The sequence below is a fragment of the Pseudomonas sp. AMR01 genome, assembly GCF_041946035.1.
In the GTDB taxonomy this organism is placed as follows: Bacteria; Pseudomonadota; Gammaproteobacteria; order Pseudomonadales; family Pseudomonadaceae; genus Aquipseudomonas; species Aquipseudomonas antarctica_B.
This window is the reverse complement of record NZ_JAUTYR010000051.1, coordinates 1-19,156: the sequence shown is the minus strand read 5'-3', so window position 1 is coordinate 19,156 and position 19,156 is coordinate 1. Positions and strand designations below refer to the sequence as shown.

At 61.8% G+C, this 19,156-nt stretch carries 16 protein-coding genes; 7 read left to right on the top strand and 9 right to left on the bottom strand.

The genetic code is table 11. From position 1 onward, the window contains the following. Positions 1 to 9 precede the first annotated feature (9 nt). The 3 genes from treS to Q7C20_RS25055 are packed head-to-tail and all read left to right on the top strand — an operon-like array spanning position 10 to position 6,809. Positions 10 to 3,357: a maltose alpha-D-glucosyltransferase gene (treS, locus tag Q7C20_RS25065; RefSeq protein WP_375070951.1), complete on the top strand. Its 3,348-nt coding sequence runs from the start codon at positions 10 to 12 to the stop codon at positions 3,355 to 3,357. Further along, entirely contained in the window at positions 3,354 to 5,591 is a 2,238-nt protein-coding gene (gene glgB, locus Q7C20_RS25060; RefSeq protein WP_375070950.1) for a 1,4-alpha-glucan branching protein GlgB, read from the top strand. The genes treS and glgB overlap by 4 nt, the downstream gene beginning before the upstream one ends. A gap of 51 nt (positions 5,592 to 5,642) precedes the next feature. Further along, on the top strand, positions 5,643 to 6,809 hold the full coding sequence (locus Q7C20_RS25055) for a diguanylate cyclase (protein WP_375070949.1): 1,167 nt from the start codon (positions 5,643 to 5,645) through the stop codon (positions 6,807 to 6,809). Positions 6,810 to 6,812: 3 nt separating this feature from the next. On the opposite strand, the gene Q7C20_RS25050 is transcribed toward Q7C20_RS25055, so the two are convergent. Then, complete coding sequence (locus Q7C20_RS25050; protein WP_375070948.1) at positions 6,813 to 8,999, bottom strand: ATP-binding protein; 2,187 nt, start codon at positions 8,997 to 8,999, stop codon at positions 6,813 to 6,815. 169 nt (positions 9,000 to 9,168) lie between these two features. Beyond that, positions 9,169 to 10,023: a CAP domain-containing protein gene (locus tag Q7C20_RS25045; RefSeq protein WP_348061739.1), complete on the bottom strand. Its 855-nt coding sequence runs from the start codon at positions 10,021 to 10,023 to the stop codon at positions 9,169 to 9,171. Positions 10,024 to 10,267: 244 nt separating this feature from the next. Between Q7C20_RS25045 and Q7C20_RS25040 the strand changes: the two genes are divergently transcribed. Further along, positions 10,268 to 10,939 carry a GNAT family N-acetyltransferase gene (locus Q7C20_RS25040; RefSeq protein WP_375070947.1) on the top strand — a complete coding sequence of 224 codons (672 nt, stop codon included), beginning with the start codon at positions 10,268 to 10,270 and terminating at the stop codon, positions 10,937 to 10,939. 48 nt (positions 10,940 to 10,987) lie between these two features. Here Q7C20_RS25040 and Q7C20_RS25035 read toward each other — a convergent pair whose 3' ends face one another. After that, positions 10,988 to 11,365: a hypothetical protein gene (locus tag Q7C20_RS25035; protein WP_375070946.1), complete on the bottom strand. Its 378-nt coding sequence runs from the start codon at positions 11,363 to 11,365 to the stop codon at positions 10,988 to 10,990. A gap of 109 nt (positions 11,366 to 11,474) precedes the next feature. After that, entirely contained in the window at positions 11,475 to 12,077 is a 603-nt protein-coding gene (locus tag Q7C20_RS25030) for a TetR/AcrR family transcriptional regulator (RefSeq protein ID WP_375070945.1), read from the bottom strand. 69 nt (positions 12,078 to 12,146) lie between these two features. Here Q7C20_RS25030 and Q7C20_RS25025 point away from each other — a divergent pair, with 69 nt between their 5' ends. After that, positions 12,147 to 12,767, top strand: a complete 621-nt coding sequence (locus Q7C20_RS25025; RefSeq protein ID WP_375070944.1) for an NAD(P)H-dependent oxidoreductase — start codon at positions 12,147 to 12,149, stop codon at positions 12,765 to 12,767. On the opposite strand, the gene Q7C20_RS25020 is transcribed toward Q7C20_RS25025, so the two are convergent. The 4 genes from Q7C20_RS25020 to Q7C20_RS25005 all read right to left on the bottom strand — a co-directional run bounded on the left by Q7C20_RS25020 (position 12,741) and on the right by Q7C20_RS25005 (position 16,394). Beyond that, positions 12,741 to 13,130, bottom strand: a complete 390-nt coding sequence (locus Q7C20_RS25020) for a hypothetical protein (protein ID WP_348061734.1) — start codon at positions 13,128 to 13,130, stop codon at positions 12,741 to 12,743. The genes Q7C20_RS25025 and Q7C20_RS25020 overlap by 27 nt on opposite strands. 32 nt (positions 13,131 to 13,162) lie before the next feature. Beyond that, on the bottom strand, positions 13,163 to 14,419 hold the full coding sequence (gene aroA, locus Q7C20_RS25015; RefSeq protein WP_375070943.1) for a 3-phosphoshikimate 1-carboxyvinyltransferase: 1,257 nt from the start codon (positions 14,417 to 14,419) through the stop codon (positions 13,163 to 13,165). 90 nt (positions 14,420 to 14,509) lie between these two features. Further along, positions 14,510 to 15,064 carry a UPF0149 family protein gene (locus tag Q7C20_RS25010; protein WP_375070942.1) on the bottom strand — a complete coding sequence of 185 codons (555 nt, stop codon included), beginning with the start codon at positions 15,062 to 15,064 and terminating at the stop codon, positions 14,510 to 14,512. 40 nt (positions 15,065 to 15,104) lie between these two features. Further along, positions 15,105 to 16,394, bottom strand: coding sequence for a chloride channel protein (locus Q7C20_RS25005; protein ID WP_375070941.1), 1,290 nt, complete (start codon positions 16,392 to 16,394; stop codon positions 15,105 to 15,107). A 193-nt stretch (positions 16,395 to 16,587) separates the two neighbouring features. Between Q7C20_RS25005 and Q7C20_RS25000 the strand changes: the two genes are divergently transcribed. After that, positions 16,588 to 17,400: a crotonase/enoyl-CoA hydratase family protein gene (locus Q7C20_RS25000; protein WP_375070940.1), complete on the top strand. Its 813-nt coding sequence runs from the start codon at positions 16,588 to 16,590 to the stop codon at positions 17,398 to 17,400. A gap of 5 nt (positions 17,401 to 17,405) precedes the next feature. Continuing rightward, entirely contained in the window at positions 17,406 to 18,239 is an 834-nt protein-coding gene (nudC, locus tag Q7C20_RS24995; RefSeq protein ID WP_375070939.1) for an NAD(+) diphosphatase, read from the top strand. Here nudC and Q7C20_RS24990 read toward each other — a convergent pair. Further along, the gene (locus Q7C20_RS24990; protein ID WP_375070938.1) at positions 18,207 to 18,986 is read right to left on the bottom strand and encodes a TSUP family transporter; all 780 of its coding nucleotides are present in this window, start codon (positions 18,984 to 18,986) and stop codon (positions 18,207 to 18,209) included. The two genes, nudC and Q7C20_RS24990, sit on opposite strands and share 33 nt — an antisense overlap. Positions 18,987 to 19,156 lie beyond the last annotated feature (170 nt).

Sequence of the window (19,156 nt, the reverse complement as noted above, 5' to 3'; positions counted from 1 at the left end):
GAGTTTCCAATGGCGAAGAAACCCAACGCTGCAACCTTCATCAAAGACCCGCTCTGGTACAAGGATGCGGTGATCTATCAAGTCCACGTCAAATCCTATTTCGACTCCAATAACGACGGTATCGGCGACTTTCCTGGCTTGATCGCCAAGCTCGATTACATCGCCGACCTGGGCGTGAATACCATTTGGCTATTGCCGCTCTACCCGTCGCCACGCCGTGATGATGGTTACGACATCGCCGAATACCGTGGCGTGCACAGCGACTACGGCACCATGGCCGACGCCAAACGCTTTATCGCCGAAGCCCACAGTCGCGGGCTGCGAGTGATCACCGAATTGGTCATCAACCACACCTCCGACCAGCACCCGTGGTTTCAGCGCGCGCGCAAAGCCAAGCCAGGCTCGGCGGCACGGGATTTCTACGTGTGGTCCGACGACGACCAGAAATACGACGGCACCCGCATCATTTTCCTCGACACCGAAAAGTCCAACTGGACCTGGGACCCAGTCGCCGGCCAATACTTCTGGCACCGTTTTTACTCCCACCAGCCGGACCTCAACTTCGACAACCCGCAGGTCATGAAGGCCGTGCTGTCGGTGATGCGCTATTGGCTGGACATGGGCATCGATGGCTTGCGTCTGGACGCGATCCCGTACCTGATCGAGCGCGACGGCACCAACAACGAAAACCTTCCGGAAACCCACGACGTACTCAAGCAGATTCGCGCCGAAATCGACGCGCATTACCCCGACCGCATGCTGCTGGCCGAGGCCAACCAATGGCCGGAAGACACGCAGCTGTACTTCGGTGACAAGAAAGGCGATGACGGCGACGAGTGCCACATGGCTTTTCACTTCCCGCTGATGCCGCGCATGTACATGGCGCTGGCGCAGGAAGACCGCTTCCCGATCACCGATATTTTGCGCCAGACCCCGGAAATTCCGGCCAATTGCCAATGGGCCATTTTCCTGCGCAACCACGATGAACTGACCCTGGAAATGGTCACTGACAAAGAGCGCGACTACCTGTGGAACTACTACGCCGCTGACCGCCGCGCGCGGATCAACCTGGGCATTCGACGCCGCCTGGCGCCATTGATGGAGCGGGACCGCCGCCGTGTGGAGTTGCTCAACAGCCTGCTGTTGTCGATGCCCGGCACGCCGACCCTGTATTACGGCGATGAAATCGGCATGGGCGACAACATCTACCTGGGCGACCGCGACGGCGTGCGCACGCCGATGCAATGGTCCATCGACCGCAATGGTGGCTTCTCCCGCGCCGACCCGGCAAGCCTGGTGCTGCCGCCGATCATGGACCCGCTGTACGGCTACCAGTCGGTAAACGTCGAAACCCAAACCCAGGACCCGCACTCGCTGCTGAACTGGACCCGGCGCATGTTGGCGGTGCGCAAGCAGTCCAAGGCATTTGGTCGTGGCAGCCTGAAAATGCTCTCGCCGAGTAACCGTCGCATCCTGGCGTATACCCGCGAGTACACCGGCGAAGATGGCCGCACTGAAATTATTCTGTGCGTGGCCAACGTGTCGCGCAGTGCCCAGGCGGCTGAGCTGGACCTGTCGGCATTTGCCGGGATGGTGCCGGTGGAGATGCTTGGCGGGAATGCTTTCCCACCAATTGGCCAGCTGAATTTCCTGCTGACCCTAGCGCCGTATGGCTTTTATTGGTTCGTGCTGGCAGCGGAAAACCAGATGCCGAGCTGGCATGTGGAACCCGCACAGAGCATTCCGGACTTCACCACCTTGGTATTGAAAAAACGCATGGAAGAATTACTCGAAGAGCCTGGCCGCACCACGCTGGAGCAAACCTCGCTGCCCGTTTGGCTGCCCAAGCGGCGCTGGTTCGCCGGCAAGGACGCGGCCATTGAAAATGTGCGCATTGTTTATGGCGTGAGGTTCGGCGACGCCGAGCACCCGGTGTTGCTCAGCGAAATCGAGGTCACCAGCGGTGGCCAGGTCAGCCGTTATCAGTTGCCGTTCGGCTTTTTGGGCGACGACCAATCCACCAGCGCCTTGCCGCAACAACTGGCGCTGGCCCGTGTGCGCCGTACGCGTCAGGTTGGCCTGGTGACCGATGCGTTCAGCCTTGAGCATTTTATTCGCGCGGTGATCCAGGGCCTGCAGGCCGGTACTGTGTTGAATTCCAGTGACGGCGACCTGCATTTTGAAGCCACGCCGCATTTGGCCAACCTGCAACTGAGCGACGAATCGCAGGTGCGCTACTTGTCTGCCGAGCAGTCCAACAGCTCGGTGGTGGTGGGCGAGAGCCTAGTGCTCAAACTGATCCGCAAAGTCAGCAGCGGGGTTCACCCGGAGCTGGAAATGAGCGCTTACCTGACCGCCGCCGGATACCCGAATATCTCGCCGCTGATGGGCTCAATGATTCGCCGCGACGGGGAAGGGCAGGACAACTTGCTGATGATTGCCCAGGGTTACCTGAGCAACCAGGGCGATGCCTGGGCCTGGACGCAAAACAGCCTGGAACGTGCGATTCGCGACGAACTGGCCGAGGCCATGTCCGAACAGGAACAGCACTACAACGCCCTCGGTGAGCTGGAAGATTTTGCCGGCTTGCTCGGCCAGCGCCTGGGTGAAATGCACGTGGTGCTGGCGGCAAAAACCACCAACAAAGACTTCAAGCCCGAAGCCACCACGGCCAAAGACACCCAGGCCTGGGCCAAGGATGTGGGCGCCCAGATCGAGCGCGCCCTGCAATTACTCAAACTTCATCAAGCCCAGTTGAACCCCGCCGATCAGGCGTTGGTCAGTGAGTTACTGGCGCACAAAAAAGACCTCAGCAGCCATGTTCAGGCCCTGGCGAAAGCCACGGCGGGCGGGTTGCGAATTCGTGTCCACGGTGACTTGCACCTCGGCCAGGTACTGGTGGTGAAAGGCGATGCGTTTTTGATCGACTTTGAAGGTGAACCGGCGCGCCCACTGCACGAGCGACGCGGCAAGCACAGCCCGTATAAAGATGTAAGCGGCGTGCTGCGCTCGTTTGATTACGCAGCTGCCATGGCCCTGAATGTACAAGGCGTGGATCACTCGCCCGAAGCGGACGCCGCCCGCAAGCGTGTGACCGACCGTTATTTGAATGAAGCGCGTAAGGCGTTTATCGAGGCTTATCATCAGGCTACGTCTACACTGGCGCATGACTGGCAGGACGCCAAAGGCCAGGACGCAGCGCTGACGTTGTTCAGTCTGGAGAAGGCCGCGTACGAAGTGGCTTACGAAGCGGAAAATCGCCCGACCTGGTTGCCGGTGCCGTTGCAAGGTTTGCACGGCCTGCTCAGCGGGCTAATACCTATATCGAAAACTGCACGCGGTGGGGAGACGTCATGAGCTTTACAAATAAAGAACCGCTGCACGCGAAGTTGACTGCAATGCCGGCGCCGAAAGACGTCGAAGCATTGGTCCGCGCCGAGCACCACGACCCATTCTCGATCCTTGGGCCGCACGATGATGAACACGGCGGCCAATTTATCCGCGCCTTCCTGCCGGAGGCCTTGAGCGTCCAGGTACTGGCGCGCGACAGCGGTGAACAGATCGGCAGCCTCGACGCCAGTCAGGTGCCGGGCTTGTTCGTCGGGCACTTCTCTACGCGCCAGGAATACCTGCTGAAAATTCAGTGGGCCGGTGGCGAGCAGATCACCGAAGACCCGTACAGCTTCAATCAGCTGTTGTTGGGCGAGATGGACCTGTACCTGTTTGCCGAAGGCAACCACCGTGACCTCAGCAGTTGCCTGGGGGCACAAGTCACCAGCGTCGACGGCGTAGACGGTGTGCGTTTTGCCGTGTGGGCACCGAACGCCCGGCGCGTGTCGGTGGTGGGTGACTTCAACATCTGGGACGGTCGCCGTCATCCGATGCGTCTGCGTCACCCGTCGGGCGTGTGGGAGATCTTCATCCCGCGCCTGCAACCGGGCGCGGCGTACAAGTACGAAATCCTGGGCGCTCACGGCATTCTGCCGCTCAAGGCCGACCCGATGGCGCTCGCCACTCAACTGCCGCCGGACACTGCTTCAAAGGTTGCCGCGCCGTTGCAGGTGGACTGGCAGGACCACGAATGGATGGCGTCGCGTCAGGAGCGTCAAAGCTATAACGCGCCGCTGTCGATCTATGAGCTGCATGTGGGCTCCTGGCAATGCGAGCTGGACGAGGCCGGTGAAGTCGCTCGCCAATACGGCTGGCGTGAACTGGCCGAGCGGCTGATTCCCTATGTGCAGGAACTGGGTTTCACCCATGTCGAGCTGATGCCGATCATGGAACACCCTTTTGGCGGCTCCTGGGGTTACCAGGCACTGTCACAGTTCGCACCGACGGCGCGGTTTGGGTCGCCGGAAGACTTCGGCTTCTTCATCAATGCCCTGCACCAGGCCAACATCGGCGTGATTCTCGACTGGGTACCGGCGCATTTCCCGACCGATACCCACGGCCTGGCGCAATTTGACGGCACCGCGTTGTACGAATACGCCAACCCACTGGAAGGTTTCCACCAGGACTGGGACACGCTGATCTACAACCTGGGCCGTACTGAAGTGCACGGCTTCATGCTGGCGTCGGCGTTGCACTGGCTCAAGCATTTCCACATTGACGGCCTGCGTGTAGATGCGGTGGCGTCGATGCTGTATCGCGATTATTCGCGCAAGGCCGGCGAGTGGGTACCCAATCGCCATGGCGGTCGCGAGAACCTGGAAGCCATCGATTTTCTGCGGCACTTGAACGACGTGGTCGCCCTGGAAGCACCGGGTGCGTTGGTGATTGCCGAAGAATCCACGGCGTGGCCGGGTGTGAGCCAGCCGACCCAACAGGGCGGCCTGGGTTTCAACTACAAGTGGAACATGGGCTGGATGCACGATTCCCTGCATTACATCCAGCAAGACCCGGTGTACCGCGCTCATCACCACAACGAGCTCAGCTTCGGTTTGGTGTACGCCTGGTCCGAGCGTTTCATCCTGCCGATTTCCCACGATGAAGTGGTGCACGGCAAACACTCGCTGATCGACAAGATGCCCGGCGACCGCTGGCAGAAGTTTGCCAACCTGCGCGCGTACTTGAGCTTCATGTGGATGCACCCGGGCAAGAAGCTGCTGTTCATGGGCTGCGAGTTCGGCCAATGGCGCGAGTGGAACCACGACCAGCAACTGGACTGGTACCTGCTGCAATACCCCGAACACCGGGGCGTGCAGAAGCTGGTCGGTGACCTGAACCGCCTGTACCGCGAGGAGCCGGCGCTGCATGAGCAGGATGACGCACCGCAGGGTTTCCAGTGGTTGATTGGCGACGATGCGATCAACAGCGTTTACGCCTGGTTGCGCTGGAGCAAGGACGGCAAGCCGGTGCTGGTGGTGGCTAACTTCACCCCGGTCCCGCGTGAAGCCTATTCGGTCGGTGTGCCTTTCGCCGGGCGCTGGAGTGAGGTGATCAACAGTGATGCCGATACGTACGCCGGTTCCAACTACGGCAATGGCGGGGAGGTGTTCACCGCCGATGAGCCGCGCCATGGGCAGCCGGTGTCGCTGTCATTGAATCTGCCACCGTTGGGTGTGTTGATTCTGCGACCGGAAGCGCTTTAACGGCTCTACCTCGGCGGATTCTGTTGTCCGCGCTGCTGGCAGGGTGCCACAATGGCGCCTTTGTCGTGGCAGTGGGAGCGGGCGGAGTTCATGAACGGCCTCGGGCGTGCGCAGGACCAGGATGGCTTTATCGAAGAACAGGTGCGAACAGACCGTTTGCACCAGTTGTTTCGCCAATCGTTCGCTGCCATTTTCGGCAGTTACCTGGGCGCCGTCATGCTGTGCTGGCTGTGCTGGGATCGCTTCGATCACACGGTCATGCTGGTGTGGCTGTCGGTATTGGCGGTGACATCCTTGTTGCGCGTCCAGATGTTCATGCAATGGTTCCGCTGCCCGAACGTTGAACGCACGCCTGATCGCTGGGAGCGTCGCTACTGGGTGACGTTGATGCTGTCGGCGGGCGTTTGGGGGGCTGGCGCGTTGGCCGTCATGCCGCCTGACGATCGCGTGTCCCAAGTGCTGGTCATGCTGTTTACCGTGGGCATGTCGGTCAGCGCGGTCTCGTGTTATTCGGCGTATCGCTACATGACCCTGGGCTCAATGGGCCTGGTGTTGTTCCCCTGCACATTCTGGCTGCTGTTTCAGCCCGCGCCGATGCAAGTGGGCGTGGCGGTGGCGGTGCTGGTGTTCTCCACGTTTGCGATGGGTGCGACGCGTAAATTCTCCGACGCCCTGGAAAAAGCCTTTCGCCTGACCCGGCAAATGGAACGTGCCCACAATATTTCCACGCGTGCCGCACAGACCGATGAGCTCACCGGGTTGATGAACCGTCGCGCGTTTTTCGAACATGGCCAACTGTTGTACGCGCAATGCCGCGACAACCAGCAGCCGCTGTGCGCGCTGATGATGGACATGGATCACTTCAAAAACATCAATGACACCTACGGCCACCAGGCCGGCGATCAGGTGCTGCGCCAGATTGGCGGGGTCATCAGCGCGTCGTTTCGCCAGTCGGATCTGTATGGCCGACTCGGCGGCGAGGAATTCGCGGTGTTGTTGCCCAATACGTCCCTGGAAACCGCGCGGGGCATCGCTGAGCAACTGGTCAAGGCGATTGCCGGCTTGGTTGCAGAGCCGGTGCACGGGCTGACCGCCAGCCTCGGTGTCGCCTCCATCCGAGGCCTCGACCAAGACCTGCACAGCCTGATGAACACCGCCGACAAGGCGCTGTATCGCGCCAAGGCCTCGGGCCGCAACCAGGTGGCGGTGGCAGAGTAGGGCTCAGTCTTCTCGCATCGACTTGGCCAATACCCGTGCCACCTGGTCGGCCGAGTAGGGCTTGGGCAAAAACTCGAAACCGTCGTAGCCATTGTCGGCCAGCTCTTCGCTGTAGCCTGACGTGAGCACCACGGGCAAATTGGCGCGGCGCTGACGCAACAGCTTGGCCATCGCCACGCCGGTCATGCCGGGCATTACCACATCCGAAAAGATCGCGTCGAAGCTCGAAGCGTCCGGGCCGGCCAGTGCCAATGCGTGTTCGGCATTGGTGGCCCACGTTGTCTGGTAGCCCAGGTCCTGCAATATCTGAGTGGCGAAGCGGCCCACTTCCAGGTTGTCTTCCACGATCAGGATATGGCGCAGCGCCGCGTCAAAGGCTGGGCCGTCGTCTTGGGGTGCAGGCGCGTGCGGTGCAGCCGGTGGCTCTGCTGCGGGGAGATAAAGGGTGAATTGCGTGCCCAACCCAAGGGTGCTCGCCACGTCGACGTTGCCGCCGGACTGTTTGGCAAACCCATACACCTGTGACAGGCCCAGACCGGTGCCTTTGCCCACGGCCTTGGTGGTGAAGAACGGCTCGAAAATGCGCTCGGCGGTGTCGCTGGCGATCCCGGTGCCGGTGTCGCTGAGCACAACCGTTACAAACGGCTGGCGCGCTCCTGAGTCCCCACGGATACGTGGCAAGGCCGCCGCTGCCGCAACGCGCAGGGTCAAGGTGCCTTGACCCTCCATGGCATCGCGGGCATTGAGCGCCATGTTGATCAAGGCGGTTTCAAACTGGCTGGAATCGACGCGCACGTAACAAGGCTGCGCAGGCAAATCCACGGCCACCTGAATACGCGCACCGGTCACGCTTTCAAGCATCTCGCCGATATTGCGCACCTGCAGGCACACGTCGAAGACTTCCGGGTTCAGCGGCTGGCGGCGGGCGAAGGCGAGCAACTGACTGGTGAGCTTGCTGGCGCGCTCGACGGTCTCGCTGACGGCGTTCATGTAGCGCTGACGGCGTTCCTCGGAGAGCCCAGGCTGGCGCAAAAAATCCATTGATGAGCGAATGATTGTCAGCAGATTGTTGAAGTCGTGCGCCACGCCGCCGGTCAATTGGCCGATGGCTTCAAGCTTCTGCGACTGGTGCAGTGCGGCTTCGGCCTGGGTCAGCGCAGTGGTGCGGTCTTCCACGCGCCGTTCCAGGGTGGCATTGAGTTCGGTAATGGCGGCCAGGCCCTCGCGCACGGCGGCGTCGGCGCGCACGCGTTCAATATGCGCCCAGGAGCGTTCGGTGACTTCGCCGACCAGGGCCAGGTCATAGGGCGACCAGGCGCGCGCAGCTTTGTCGTGCACGGCCATCAACGCGGTGAGGCGGCCGTCCTTGATCAGCGGGAAGCACACGGTGGCGGTGGCGCCCAGTGCCTGGTAGCTGGCGGATTCTTCCGGGGTGAACTCGACGCGGTTGTCGCGCACTACCAACGCTTCCCCGGCGCGCAATTGCCGCACGGCCCTCGCGCCAAATGACGCCAGGCTGTAGTGCCCGACGATGCTCGGGGAGCCGGGCGCTGCCCAATTGCCGCGAATGGTAAAACCGTCTTCATCGGCGTCCATGTCGGCATAAGCGCAATTGGACACCCGCAGGTGCTCGGCGAGCAGGCGCGTAGTGGTGGTCATGATGGCTTCGGCGTCGATGGCGTTGCACACGGCGCTGCCGATTGCGTCCAGCACATTCAGGCGGCGCGTCAGGAATACGGTGGCCGTGGTTTCGGTAACGGTGTTGAGCATGCCGACGACTTTGCCCAGGGAGTCGCGGATCGGGCTGTAGCAAAAGGTGAAATAGGCCTGCTCGGGACCCGCGCCGCGTTCGATCACCAGTGGGAAGTTTTCGACATACGTTGCATGCCCTTCAAAGGCTGCGCTGGCGATGGGGCTGACTTCCTCCCAGACTTCGTGCCACACCTCGCTGAACGGGCGGCCCAAGGCGTAGGGCTTGTCGCCCAGGATCGGGATCATCGCATCGTTGTAAAGCATGGCCAGCGAAGGTCCCCAGATAATCGACTGGGGAAAGCTTGAGGCAAAGCACAGGGCGACAGTAGTCTTGAGCACGTCGGACCATTGATCCAGTGGCCCCAGAGGCGTACTGGCCCAATCATGCAGGCGAACCTGCTCGGCCATGTCGCTGCTGCTTTGCAGCCAATTCATCATTACGCGAACACCTTGTTTACCACGGTCTGTCGAGTGCTTGAAAGCTCAGGCTATCAAGAGACAGACCGGATTGACCGCTGCCAGTTCAGAGCCATTATCGATGAGATGGCAATTTGATGCTTCTTTCATTTGCACGGGTGAATGCCGCCCTGTTCGGGCGGCTGCACACTTACTGCTGTGTGGCGAACAGCCCGGTCCAGTAGATGCCCGCATCACTCTTCGGGTCCATCGCGTAGGCGGCGCCCAATTCGCGAAATTGCGGGTTCATCAGGTTGGCGCAATGGCCAGGGCTGGCAAGCCAGCCGTCTACGACTTTGCGCGGTGTGTCGAGGCCGGCGGCGATGTTTTCGCCGACGTTCTTCGCGCTGTAGCCAGCCAGTTCCGCGCGGTCACCGGGCGTGCGGCCGTCGTGGTCGAGGTGGTCGAAAAAATTGCCGTTGGCCATGTTGCGCGTGTGGCTGTTGGCGGCACCGGCGAGGTCGTCGTTCCACGATAACGGCGTGGTCGCCGCAAATGCCTGAGTGCCACACTGGCGCGGCTGTTGACGCGCCGCGTTGATCAGGTTCAGCACTTGCTTGCCTTCTGTCTGCCAATCACCCAGGCCACTGCTGAGCAGCGGGCGGGCGAGCACGATGCGCCAGTCCTGGCCGCTGTTGCTCACGCCGATATCCACAAATTGCGGGTCGAGCACCACGCGGCAGAAACTTTCGCGCACGGCTTTCATCGCCGACTGCGCATCCTTGGGGCCGGACAGGCTGATGGCCTGCACGTTGACCATCGGGTACGCCGCCCGCGCCAATGCCTGCTGCAAATCGCCGACGTTGGTCGCCGGCAGCACCAGCCGCGTATCGTTGGCCAGCGGTGGAAGCTCCTGGGAACCCTGGTCGCCGCAGCGCTGTACCTGGCTGCGGTATTGATTGATCTGTTGCACCAACTGACTTTCTTCGTTCGCCATCGCGCTGGCGCAGAACGCCAGACTGGCGGCCAGCGTCGTAAGACCCATCATCAATGACAGCACGCGCATGGACGTTACCCTTGAGCTTGAAAGTGCCCATGATGCGCGATGTAACCCGGTCTGGCGCAACGCCTTTTTTGTTTTTTTGCCTCAACGGGTGTTCTGCGCACCCCGCGCGGCACTATTGCAGGCCCGGCGGCGGCGAAGGTCGCGTGCAGGCCATTCGCCACAGCGCACGCGATGCGGGCGGCCAAAGAATCGGCTGCAACAGGTACAATCGCCGCTGCCTTGACGCAAAACCCCAGGAATCTGCATGTTCAGCCTTACCCGTTACACCACACCGTGCCCCGAGCCCATCAATGCCCAGATCCTGCAGATGGTGGTGGACAACCTCACCGACATCAGCAGCGTCGCGTTGCCGCCGAGCAACCTGCTGTACAACATTTATCAATACGCCATCGGCTTTGAGGTGCACCTGTACCTGGAGGCGCTGAACGGCGCCAAGGGCATCGCCGTAGAATTGGTGGTAGCGATGGACGAGGAACAGCTGATTGGTTTTTGCCTGTACCTGCCGGTGAAGGACGACCCGCAAGCCTGCGGTATCGCCTTCATGGCCGTGCAGGCCACGCGCCGACGCCAGGGTGTGGCGCGCGCGATGGTGCAGGACGTGTTGGCGCGCTATCCCCATGCCGAGTTGGCGTGTGCGGTCGAGAAGGTGCCGGCGTTTGAAGCCATGGGCTTTCAAGTGCGCGGCGCTCGAGGCACGCAGGTGCTGATGAACACGCGTGATTACGCCACCGACGGGCTGATGGGCGTGCTGGAAGTGGCGGCTATCTATAGCTCGTTGGAAGTGCGGCAGATTCATACGTATCTGCTGTCAAAACACGGCAAGCGCGCGATGGTTGATGCAGAGAAACAGCGCGATCGGCATCTCGATCAGTTGGCGCGCAAGGTTCAGTTGTTTCTGAGCGAACGTAGGCGCTGAATGCAAAAAAACCTCCCGTCAGGGAGGTTTTTTGTTGGCGGTCAGTGCTTACGGCCTGGCCAGGTTCCAGTTGCCGCCAATGCCGTCACCGGTGATGTCGCCCGGCTTGCTGTCCTTGACCCAGGTGTACAGCGCCTGGCCCTTGTAGGCCCACTGCTTGCTGCCATCATCACGGTTGATCACGGTGTAACCGTCAGCCTCTTTCGCGGTGGCTGGCGCGCTGAACGCCGGCCAGTTGGCCAGGCACTGGCCGCTGCACACCGACTTGCCCGCAGTGTCTTTGGCGAAGGTGTAGAGCGTCATCCCTTGGCTGTCGACCAGCACTCTGCCCTTGGCGCTGAGGGCGACCTTGGCAGGGTCGGCGAATGCCATGGACGAGGCGCAGGCAAGCAGGACGGCGGCGGCGAGTGAGAGTTTTTTCAGCATGACGAGCTCCTGGGTTTTCCGGGTGTTGAGTGCCTTGTGCGAGAGTCACAAGGTGTACTCAGGTAAACGCCCGTCGCGAGTCTTTATTCCTTTGGCGATAAAAATTCTTTCAAGCCCGCCCGCGATTGACCATCGCCAGGATGGTCGCCAACAGCTCCTGTTGCGCCTCCTCACGGCTGACCTCGCCGTTGGCAGCCGCGTGGGACAAGGCTTCGGCGGCGCCGAGCATGGCGCGTAATCCCGCCTGAGACACGCTGCCGCCCGGAGCAAAGGGCGACAGGGCATCGCGGCATTTGTCGAGGAAGATCGCCTCGTAGCGGCGCTTGAGGGTTTCCAGCTCCGGCGAGCTGCTCAGGGCTGCGATCACCCCTGGAATTTCCCGGCCCTGAAGCAATACGCAATCGACGTAGGACGAGGCGATCACCCAGGACCGATCCTCCAGCGTTGCGCCGCTGGCCTGGATAGCCTCGGTAAACACTTGATTCTGGCGCCCGTCAAAATCTTCATACAGCGCGGCCAGCAAGCCTGCGCGGGTGACGAAATGGTCGTAGACCACCGGCTTCGTCACGCCGGCCAGTTCAGCCAGGCGCCCCAGGGTCAGGGCATCGGTGCCTTCTTCGCGCACCAGTTGCCACGCCATGTCGAGCAACTGACGCAAGCGACCCTCGCGGGATAAGCGGCGACGTGGGGCAGGGGATTCAACACTTGACATGCTTATATACCAAAAGTAACTTACCAAAGGTAACTTAAGCCCAGCGTAAACCGAAAGGGAGTCAAAGTCATGCATGCTCTGATCGTTGTTGCTCATCACGACCCGCAATCCCTCACCCACAGCCTGGCCGCGCACGTTGCCGCTGGCTTGACTGCATCCGGCCACACCTTCGAAATCGCCGACCTCGCCGCTGAAGGTTTTGACCCGCGCTACACCGCCGCCGACCACCGTGTGCACCGTGAACGCGCTAAGCCGCCTGCCGATGTGCTCGCCGAACAGGCCCGCATCGACCGCGCCGATGCGTTGGTGTTGGCGTTCCCGATCTACTGGTGGTCCATGCCCGGCCTGCTCAAAGGCTGGATCGACCGCGTGTTCATCAACGGCTGGGCGATTGAGTACGGCCCGGACCTGCCGGTGGTGAAAAAACTGCGGCACTTGCAAGTACACCTGCTGGCGCTGGGGGCGGCGGACGAAAGCGCGTTTGACCGCCACGGTTACGCCAAGGCAATGCGCACGCAAATCGACTACGGGATTTTTGATTACTGCGGGGCGCAGGTGGTGACGTCCGAGCTGCTGCTGGATTCGGAAAGCGGCAGTGCGCAGGCGCACTTGCACACGGCGAATGCCTTGGGGCAGGGGATGTTTCACAAGGAAGCGGGTGAGTCAGCCTTGGCCGAACAGGTCATGTGAATCGAGCAAGCGGTAGGCAATTTCCGGCCGTTTCTCCAGTCCCCGGCGAATCGCCGCCGGGATGGATTGCCGGGTCTTGCGGCACATGCCTGGCAGCGCGTCGATGACGATCTGAATCCCGCGCATGCTTTTGACTTCCGCGTGGCCCGGTGCGATGTGCACGCGAATGCCCAATTGCTCATACATGCGCTGTTGCATGTGTTCCAGGTCTTGCAGGCTTTTGAGGTCTTCGAGGCGCTCGAGCAGGATCTTTTCCTGCTGACGTGTCAGCTGGAGAATGCGTAGATCAGCGCCGGGTGCTTCAAGTAGCTGTTCGCGGTCGCAAACGCAAACGCCGGGTGGGCAGGGTTGGCGAAGTGTCATGTGCTTTCCCTCCCCATCACGGCGCTGATGCTTCAGTAGGTCAGCGCAACCCCAAGACTGCCCAGGGCCTTCCAGTAGTCCGGGTAGGTCTTGGCTACGCAGTCCGGGTCCTGAATGCGGATACCCGACACCTTCAGCCCGGCCAGGGCAAAGCACATGGCGATGCGATGGTCGGCGTGGGTGTCGATCAGCGCGTTGCAGGAGGTGCCAGCCAGCGCCGGGTCGCCGGCCACGAGCAGGTCGTCGCCTTCGATGGTCGCCAGGCCCGGGCGGATTTCGTTGAGGCCGTCATGCAGCGCCTGTACGCGATCACATTCCTTGACGCGCAGGTTGGCCAGTTCAGTGAAACGCACCGGGGTGTTGTTAAAGGCGGCGAGCACGGCCAGGGTCGGAATGGCATCCTGCATTTGCGAGCCGATCACCGTGGTCTGCATGTTCGGGAACTGCGCAATCACGGCTTGGGCCTTGGCGTCTGGCTGGGTGAACGCCTGTGCGGCCACGCCGATGTCGATGCGCCCGCCGGTCAGCACTTCAGCGGCCCACAAGTAGGTGGCGGCAGAGGCGTCGGGTTCGATCAGGTAGTCGTGGGCGGTGTAGCCGGTGGCGGCCACGCGCCAGGTGGTGTCGTCGAGCGCGTCGACCTGCGCACCGAAGGCGCGCATGCAGTCCAGGGTCAGGTCCACATAGCCACGGGCGCCGATGTCCTTGCCGGTCAGCGCCACTTCAATCGGGGCTTCGCCACACGCCGCAAGCATCAGCAGGGCCGACACGTACTGGCTGGATAAGCCGCCATCGATTTCAAAACGCTTGGCCTGCACCTTGCCAACGCCGTGCACGGTGACGGGCGGGCAGCCGGTCGGGCTGTCGACTTGAATACCGTTCTGGCCGAGGGTAGCCAGCAGCGGGCCAATCGGGCGTTTTTGCATGTAGTCGTCGCCGGTCAGCACCACGGTGCCTTGCACCGTTGCCACTGCGGCGGTGAGAAAGCGCATGGCAGTGCCGGCATTGCCGAGGAACAGCGGCTGCGCGGGCAATTGCAGCTTGCCGGTACCGGTGACGACAAAGGTGGTGTCGTCCGGCTCGTCAACGGTCACGCCCATTTGGCGCAGGGCCACCGACATATGGCGGGTGTCATCGCTTTTCAGCGCGCCGCTCAACCGGCTGGAGCCCTTGGCCAGGGCCGCCAGCAGCAGGGCGCGGTTGGTAATGGATTTGGAGCCGGGGGGCGCAACCTTGCCGTTCAGGGGGAAGTCTGGCGGTGTCACGGTCACGGTTTTCTGCGAACTCAAGGTACAAGGCTCCTGATCAAGGCAAGGTGGCACGGAGTGGCCGACGGGCGGACCCGAATAATCGGGCATAGACGCGGTGCTTGTCGAGGCTCAGCGCAGGCTCAACCAATAATCATGTAGCGCCCGCGCAGCCGGTTCGATTTCGCTGACCCGCTGTTGATGGGCGTTTACATCCAGGTCTGCCGGCAGTTCAAAGTTGTCCTGCTCGGCGCAGCAGGAGATTTTCTCCCATTGCGCAGCCAGTTCAGTCGGCAGCGCTGGCCAGTTGCCGATCGCCGCGCCACGGATATAGCCAAAGCACCATTCTTCGGCGAGCGTCACGCGTTGGCCTTGATGCTCGGTGTCATCGAAGCGGGCCTTGAAGCTCTGCGCATCGGTGGCCAGTTGCTCGGCCAATGTATTGCTGTGGCGCACGCACAGTTCCAAAAAGCGCTGAGCCTCTTCGAGGTTTTCCCAATTCGGGTTCTGCCCATCCCAAATCGCCGGGAACCACTCGCCCACTTCTACCTGAGCCGGGCTTGAGACCAGCGCGGTGAAGTAGCCGTCAAGTTCAGCCAGGTTCAGCACCGAGTGGTCGTCGCCGTATTTGAGCAGGGTGTCTTCGAGGAATTCGAAATCGGCGGGGGCGAGGGGTTGGGCGTGCATGGGAATATCCTTTAAACGTAGAGCGCCGCTGAGGGGCGGCTTAAAGCGCAGAGGATGGCGCCTGGGCTGCTTTTTTTCCAGTAGTTTCCAGGCGCTGGCACAGCTTGCTCACGCACATCGAACCCACCACCGCCAGGATGATCGGCACCAGAAAGTCATGGTCGATACGGGTGAATTCAGCCACCAGCACAATTGCCGTCAGCGGCATGCTCATGCTGGACGCCAGAAAGGCCGCCGCGCCGATGATCGCAAAGGCCCCCAGCGGCACGCCCGGCCACACCAGGCTCCAGGCGCCGCCAAGGATTATCGCCAGCAACGCACCATTCGCCAACCCAGGCGTCAGCAGGCCACCTTCGGCCCCCGCGCGCAGGGTGCTCGCGGTGATCAGCACTTTCACCACCAGCAGCAAAGCGGCCAGGCTGATGCTCAATTCGCTGTCGAAACCCAGTTGCGCCGGGCCTTTGCCGTTGCCGAGGATCTGCGGCAACAGCATGGCCAGCCCGCCGATAATCGTGAAGTTGATCAACGACAACAGCGGCAGGCGCCAACCGCGCGCGGCATTCGCCCGTGCCGTGCCCGTGAGGCGGGTAAAACCGTATGCGGCCAACCCGAACACCGGCCCACACACCACCGCCCACGCGATCAGCGCCGGGCTGAGTACAAAGTGCGGCACCACGTACTGCGATTCCGCGCCCAGCCCGATCCACGCGATCGAGGCGCCAATCGCCGAGGTGGCCAGCGCAATGACTGCCGCCGGCCAACTGAAGGCGCCTACCAGCACTTCCAGCACAAACACCGCACCGCCCAACGGCACGTTATACACCGCCGCCAGGCCGGCACCGGCGCCACAGGCGATGATCAGACGATGCATCTGCGGGCTCAAGCGCGCCCGTTGCGACAGCCAGCTGCCCACCAGCGCACCGACTTCCCGTGGCGCCACTTCACGGCCCAGCGGCGAGCCGAGGGCCACGGTGATGATTTGCAGCACCGCGTGGGCGAGGGTGGTTTTGGGCGGCATGATTGGCATTTTTTCGGACACTGCTTGCTTGACGCTCACCAGCGGGCGGCCGTAGCGGTAAATCGTCCACCAGCCAAGTCCTGCGACCAGACCGCACACTACCAGCACCAACACGCGACGCTCGGGCGACGCTGCGGTCACGCCCAGCAGGAAGGTTTCGTGGCTGATCAAGCTGCCCTGGCTGTAGCCGTAAGCGAGGTGCTGTATACCGTGCAGCAATAACGCCAGCAGCATCCCGCCCAACCCGGCGCCGATGCCGGTCAGCACGACCACCAGGGCCAGAATCAATGAAGAACGAAACGTGGACGGCATAGTCGGCTCCAGGGCAAAGGCCCTGATTGTATAGCCGATAAGTGACGCGCCCGGCGTGGAATGTATCGATGCTGCATGAACCGTGCGCGCACAACATTTCATTACCTTTGCCAGTCCCGTTTTTGGCCGACGCGCCGTCACGCAGCCTTGTTATAGTTCGGGCCTTATCACTCGCCAGTCAGGGATCACTGCCATGTCCGAATACCAAGCATTCGTCGTCGAACTCAGCGGCAACGTTGCCCATGTGCAGATCAACCGCCCGGAAAAGATCAACGCCATGAACGCCGCGTTCTGGACCGAAATCATCAACATCTTCCAGTGGGTCGAAGACACCGACGCCGTGCGTGCTGTGGTGCTGAGCGGCGCCGGCAAGCATTTCTCGTCGGGTATCGACCTGATGATGCTGGCCTCGGTGGCCAATGATCTTGGCAAGGACGTGGGCCGCAACGCACGCCTGTTGCGGCGCAAGATCCTCGACCTGCAAGCCTCGTTCAATGCCGTCGACAACTGCCGCAAACCGGTACTGGCGGCGATTCATGGCTACTGCATTGGCGGCGCGATCGACCTGATCAGTGCCTGCGACATGCGCTATGCGGCTGAATGCGCGCAGTTCTCGATCAAGGAAATCGACATGGGCATGGCCGCTGACGTCGGCACCCTGCAACGCCTGCCGCGCATTATCGGCGACGGCATGCTGCGCGAGCTGGCCTACACCGGTCGCCAGTTCGGCGCCGAAGAAGCGCGCAGCATCGGGCTGGTCAATCGTGTGTATGCCGATCAGGAAAGCCTGCTGGCCGGCGTGATGGAAATCGCCCATGAAATCGCCGCCAAATCGCCGATTGCCGTGACCGGCACCAAGGCGATGATCAGCTACATGCGTGATCACACGGTCAAGGATGGTCTGGAATACGTTGCCACCTGGAACTCGGCTATGTTGCAATCCAACGACCTGCGCGTCGCCATCGCGGCCCATATGAGCAAACAGAAACCCGAATTCGTGGATTGACCGACATGACCCCAGGCTGGATTACCACAACGCTGCTGGACAACGACGCCCCTGGCGGCTGGGCCGTTGCCCGCAGCCGCGAAGGCTTTTTGCATGATGCCAACGGCCCGCTGTTCCCCAGGGAATGGCTCAAGCACCAGGACCTTTCAGTGTTTGCCGAGCATGGCATCGGCCATCTCGATGGTGAACCGGTGTACTTGCTGGAACTGAACGAATCCGCCGAGCTGCCCGGTTGCAGCTGGCAGGGCCTGCGCGGCTTCATGCTGCAAGGCGATCACACCCTGTACAAAGTGCTGGGTTACGCCGCGCAGATTGGCACCTGGGCCCGTGAACACCGGTTTTGCGGCAGTTGTGGCCAGGCCATGGTCCAGGTGCCGCGCGAGCGGGCAATGCATTGCCAGGCCTGCGACCTGCGCAGCTACCCGCGCATATCGCCGAGCATGATCGTGCTGGTGACCCGTGGCGACGAGATCCTGCTGGCGCGTTCGCCGCGCTTTGTGCCAGGTGTCTACAGCACCCTGGCCGGGTTTGCCGAGCCGGGTGAGTCGGCCGAAGACTGCCTGATCCGCGAAGTGCGTGAGGAGGTGCAGGTGGAGGTCAAGAACATTCAGTACATGGGCAGCCAGTGCTGGCCGTTCCCGCACTCGATGATGTTGGGTTTCCATGCCGAGTACGCCGGTGGCGACATCGTGCCCCAGGCCGACGAGATCGAAGATGCGCAGTGGTTCAATATCCACGAGCTGCCGCCGTTGCCGGCGTCGCGTTCAATTGCGCGTTACCTGATCGACCTCTACCTGGCGCGCCGTTTAGGCCACGCTGAACCAGTGCTGCCAGGCTAGGCGCACCGTCAGGCCGAGGACAACGGTGATGAACACTGGCCGAATGAATTTGGCGCCGCCGCTGATTGCGCTGCGTGCGCCAAAGAACGCGCCGCACATCACCGAGACGCCCATCGCCAGGCCGACGATCCAGTCCACTGAGCCGTTAATGATGAACACCGTCAGCGCTGCCGCGTTGCTGACGAAGTTCATGCTGCGCGCCACGCCGCTGGCTTTGACCAGGTCGATGGGGTGCAAGAGCATGGTGCTGACGGTCCAGAATGCGCCGGTGCCGGGGCCGGCCACGCCGTCGTAGAAGCCCAGGCTGAAGCCTTGGGTGGATTGCCATTTCTTTTTGATCGGTGCGTTGGCGTCCAGGGGGGCTTTGGGTGTGCCGCCGAACAGCAGGTAGATGCCACAGGCGAAGACGATCACCGGGAGCATTTTGTTGAGGGTTTCGGCGGGTAGGTAGTGGGCGACCACGGCGCCGGCCAGGGCCCCGATGGCTGTGCCGACGATGGCGTGCACCCATTGGCGCGGGTGAAAGAGTTTGCGGCGGTAGAAGGTGAAGCTGGCGGTGGCTGAGCCGAATGTGGAACTGAGTTTGTTGGTGCCCAGTACCAGGTGGGGCGGCATGCCGGCGGTTAGCAGGGCCGGGGTGGTGAGCAGGCCGCCGCCGCCGGCTATGGCGTCGATGAAGCCTGCGATGAATGCCACGACGGCTAGGATGGCCAGGGTGGTGAGGTCTACGCTGAGTTCGAAGGGCATGGGGGTGGCTTATTATTGGCAGGGGGCGCTGAAGGGCGTAATGGTAACTCTGGTGCGGGGTACATATCCATTTTTGCGGTGATGGCGGATTATGGTTCCGCTCTTACAGCGGCTCACTTTTGGAAAGACCCAAAAGTAAGCAAAAGGTCTTCGCCCCACCACTCGGTGCC

Bases quoted from the DNA above. Each gene is read 5' to 3' on its own strand.
- treS (WP_375070951.1), top strand. From the start codon at position 10: ATGGCGAAGAAACCCAACGCTGCAACCTTCATCAAAGACCCGCTCTGG.
- glgB (WP_375070950.1), top strand. From the start codon at position 3,354: ATGAGCTTTACAAATAAAGAACCGCTGCACGCGAAGTTGACTGCAATG.
- Q7C20_RS25055 (WP_375070949.1), top strand. From the start codon at position 5,643: ATGGCGCCTTTGTCGTGGCAGTGGGAGCGGGCGGAGTTCATGAACGGC.
- Q7C20_RS25050 (WP_375070948.1), bottom strand. From the start codon at position 8,999: ATGATGAATTGGCTGCAAAGCAGCAGCGACATGGCCGAGCAGGTTCGC.
- Q7C20_RS25045 (WP_348061739.1), bottom strand. From the start codon at position 10,023: ATGCGCGTGCTGTCATTGATGATGGGTCTTACGACGCTGGCCGCCAGT.
- Q7C20_RS25040 (WP_375070947.1), top strand. From the start codon at position 10,268: ATGTTCAGCCTTACCCGTTACACCACACCGTGCCCCGAGCCCATCAAT.
- Q7C20_RS25035 (WP_375070946.1), bottom strand. From the start codon at position 11,365: ATGCTGAAAAAACTCTCACTCGCCGCCGCCGTCCTGCTTGCCTGCGCC.
- Q7C20_RS25030 (WP_375070945.1), bottom strand. From the start codon at position 12,077: ATGTCAAGTGTTGAATCCCCTGCCCCACGTCGCCGCTTATCCCGCGAG.
- Q7C20_RS25025 (WP_375070944.1), top strand. From the start codon at position 12,147: ATGCATGCTCTGATCGTTGTTGCTCATCACGACCCGCAATCCCTCACC.
- Q7C20_RS25020 (WP_348061734.1), bottom strand. From the start codon at position 13,130: ATGACACTTCGCCAACCCTGCCCACCCGGCGTTTGCGTTTGCGACCGC.
- Q7C20_RS25010 (WP_375070942.1), bottom strand. From the start codon at position 15,064: ATGCACGCCCAACCCCTCGCCCCCGCCGATTTCGAATTCCTCGAAGAC.
- Q7C20_RS25005 (WP_375070941.1), bottom strand. From the start codon at position 16,394: ATGCCGTCCACGTTTCGTTCTTCATTGATTCTGGCCCTGGTGGTCGTG.
- Q7C20_RS25000 (WP_375070940.1), top strand. From the start codon at position 16,588: ATGTCCGAATACCAAGCATTCGTCGTCGAACTCAGCGGCAACGTTGCC.
- nudC (WP_375070939.1), top strand. From the start codon at position 17,406: ATGACCCCAGGCTGGATTACCACAACGCTGCTGGACAACGACGCCCCT.
- Q7C20_RS24990 (WP_375070938.1), bottom strand. From the start codon at position 18,986: ATGCCCTTCGAACTCAGCGTAGACCTCACCACCCTGGCCATCCTAGCC.